This window comes from Kocuria sp. NPDC057446 (assembly GCF_042802875.1).
Classification (GTDB): Bacteria; Actinomycetota; Actinomycetes; order Actinomycetales; family Micrococcaceae; genus Kocuria.
Genome location: NZ_JBHVDI010000250.1, coordinates 1 through 2,980 on the forward strand (window position 1 = coordinate 1; position 2,980 = coordinate 2,980).

The 2,980-nt window shown below is 72.4% G+C and carries 3 protein-coding genes; 2 read left to right on the plus strand and 1 reads right to left on the minus strand.

The window, feature by feature from the left end; translation table 11 throughout:
- Positions 1-66: 66 nt before the first annotated feature.
- Positions 67-765: a phosphate signaling complex protein PhoU gene (gene phoU, locus ACFU0Y_RS17725; protein WP_380216212.1), complete on the minus strand. Its 699-nt coding sequence runs from the start codon at positions 763-765 to the stop codon at positions 67-69.
- Between the two features lie 220 nt (positions 766-985).
- Between phoU and ACFU0Y_RS17730 the strand changes: the two genes are divergently transcribed.
- Together ACFU0Y_RS17730 and ACFU0Y_RS17735 are read left to right on the plus strand one after the other, a co-directional pair.
- Complete coding sequence (locus ACFU0Y_RS17730; RefSeq protein ID WP_380216214.1) at positions 986-2,254, plus strand: sensor histidine kinase; 1,269 nt, start codon at positions 986-988, stop codon at positions 2,252-2,254.
- Positions 2,251-2,931, plus strand: a complete 681-nt coding sequence (locus tag ACFU0Y_RS17735; protein WP_380216216.1) for a response regulator — start codon at positions 2,251-2,253, stop codon at positions 2,929-2,931. Before ACFU0Y_RS17730 ends, ACFU0Y_RS17735 begins: the two co-directional genes overlap by 4 nt.
- Positions 2,932-2,980: the final 49 nt, after the last annotated feature.

The following is a 2,980-nucleotide window of genomic DNA, read 5'->3' on the forward strand; positions in this document are numbered from 1 at the left end:
ACCGCTGCGGTGGACCCGGCCCTCGCCCGTGCCCGGACGCGGCTCAGCCGGTGCCCGGGCGGGGGCTCACTCGCCCCCGTCGCGGCCCACGTGGCCGTGGCCGGTCGGGCGGTCGGAGGTCGCCGGCACCCAGTCGCCGGTCACCAGGTAGGAGACCTTGCGGGTCACCGAGACCCCGTGGTCCCCGATGCGCTCGAGGTAGCGGGAGCACAGGGTGACGTCCACGGCGGTCGGCACCGACGAGTCCCAGCTCGGTGCGGCCAGCGCGTCGAAGACGGACTGGTGCAGCTTGTTGACCTCGCCCTTGAGCGAGTAGATGTCGTCGGCGAGGGAGAGGTCGCGGGTCTGCAGCACCTGGATGACCCGGTCCAGGATCTGGAGGTCGAGGTCGAACATCCGCGTGAAGGTCTCCACGAGCGGCTCCGGGATGACCGGCTCGGGATAGCGGATCCGCACGGCCTGGGCCAGGTGCCGGGCGAGGTCGCCCGCCCGCTCGAGGGAGGCGCTCATCCGCAGCGCGCCCACGATCATCCGCAGGTCCGAGGCGACGGGGCTCTGCAGCGCGAGGATGTCGATCGAGCGCTCGTCGAGGTCGTTCTGCAGGAAGTCGATCCGGGCGTCGTTGGAGATGACCTCCTCGGCGAGCTGGATGTCCGCGTCGAGGAGGGCGTCCTTGGAGCGGGCGAGGGCCTCGCGCACCAAGGTGGCGATCTGGATGAGCTCCTCACCGACCTGGTGGAGTTCTGCCTGGAAAACCTTGCGCACGGGTGCGTCCTTTCGAGATGCGGCGACGTCCCCGGAGGCCGCGGCCGGGGTGCGGCGCGGAGCGGGACGGATGACATGGGGGCCGGGTGCGAGCACACCCGCCGCCACCGTCACAGCCAGGAGTGAACTTTCGCTCATCTTAGGATGAACGTTCGTTGAACCTGTAGCCCGTGACGTCCGGCGCGGGGGCCCGGCCTCCCCGAGTGCCTAAGCTGGTTCCGTGAGTCCTACTGCCATCGCCGTCCTCGCGGGTCTGCTCGGCTTCGCCCTCGGGGTGAGCGGTCTGATCGCCCTCCGGGTGAGCGGGCGCGGCCGCCGCGCCCGCGCCGACGTCCAGGAGCCCACGCTGCCCGACGGCACCGCGGACGTGCTCGCGGTGATCGGCCGGGCGTACGTGGTGGTGGACGGGGTCGACGGCGTGGTGCGCGCCTCCCCCGCCGCCTACGCGTTCGGACTGGTCCGCGGGCACACCGTGGTGCACGAGCAGATGCTCGAGATGATCCGCCGGGCCCGGCGCAGCGGCGTGATCGAGGAGCGGCGGGTCGAGCTCAGCCGGGGACCGTTCCAGACGGGCGCCGTGGTGCTGGACGTCCGGGTCGCCCCCATCGCGGAGGAGTACATCCTGCTGCTCGCCGACGACCAGACGGAGATCGTCCGGGCGCAGTCGATCCGCAACGACTTCGTCGCCAACGTCTCGCACGAGCTGAAGACCCCGGTGGGTGCGATCGGGCTGCTCGCCGAGGCGATCGAGGACGCGGCCGAGGACGAGGAGGCCGTGCGCCGCTTCGCCCAGCGCCTGCACAAGGAGTCCGCACGGCTGACCGCGCTGGTGCAGGACATCATCGAGCTCTCCCGCCTGCAGGGCGCGGACGTGGTCACCGAGGGCCGGCCCGTGGACCTCAACCGGGTGATCGCCGACGCCGTGGACCGCAACCGCTTCCCCGCGGAGAACAAGGGCATCGAGATCGCCGTGGGCGGGCGGGTCACCCGGCCCGTGTTCGGCGACCCCGATCTGCTCGTCACCGCGCTGCGCAACCTCATCGACAACGCCGTGCACTACTCCCCGGAGGGCACCCGTGTGGGCGTCGGCGTCCGTGAGCGGGACGGGATGGCCCAGATCTCGGTGACCGACCAGGGCCCGGGCATCCCGGAGGACGAGCAGGACCGGATCTTCGAGCGCTTCTACCGCGTGGACGCGGCCCGCTCCCGCCGGACGGGCGGCACCGGGCTGGGCCTGAGCATCGTCAAGCACGTGATGTCCCAGCACGGCGGCGAGGCCTCCCTGTGGTCGCAGCCGGGCCGCGGCTCCACCTTCACCCTCAGCATCCCCCAGATCGAGGGCGCCGACGAGCCCGGGGAGGCCGACCGGCCGGCCCCCGGAGCGTCCGCCCGCCCGGTGCCGCCGCAGGCACCGACCCGCCCGGCAGCATCGACCCCACGGCCCGCCGCCCCCGCGGCGCGCGCCGGGAGCACGGAGGACCGACAGTGACCCGCATCCTGATCGTCGAGGACGAGGACTCCCTCAGCGACCCGCTCTCCTACCTGCTCGGGAAGGAGGGGTTCGAGGTGGAGGTCGTCGACAACGGCGTGGACGCCGTGGCGGAGTTCGACCGCTCCGGGGCCGACCTCATGCTCCTGGACCTCATGCTCCCGGGGCTCTCCGGCACCGAGGTGTGCCGGCAGGTGCGGCAGCGATCCTCCGTGCCGATCATCATGCTCACCGCCAAGGACGCCGAGATCGACAAGGTGGTGGGCCTCGAGCTCGGCGCCGACGACTACGTCACCAAGCCGTACTCGTCCCGGGAGCTCGTGGCCCGGATCCGCGCGGTCCTGCGCCGGCAGGGGGAGCCCGAGGAGCTCGTCCCGGCGACCGTGCAGGCCGGCCCCGTGCGGATGGACATCGAGCGGCACGTGGTCAGCGTGCACGGCGAGCGGGTGGCCATGCCGCTCAAGGAGTTCGAGCTGCTGGAGATGCTGCTGCGCAACGCCGGGCGCGTGCTGACCCGCGGGCAGCTCATCGACCGGGTCTGGGGCTCGGACTACGTGGGCGACACCAAGACCCTCGACGTCCACGTCAAGCGGCTGCGCGCCAAGATCGAGCCCGACCCCTCCGTGCCCCGCCACCTCGTGACGGTGCGGGGCCTCGGCTACAAGTTCGAGGGCTGAGCCCGCGGCCCGCACCGGGAAGGGCCCGGAACCCCGCGGGGTTCCGGGC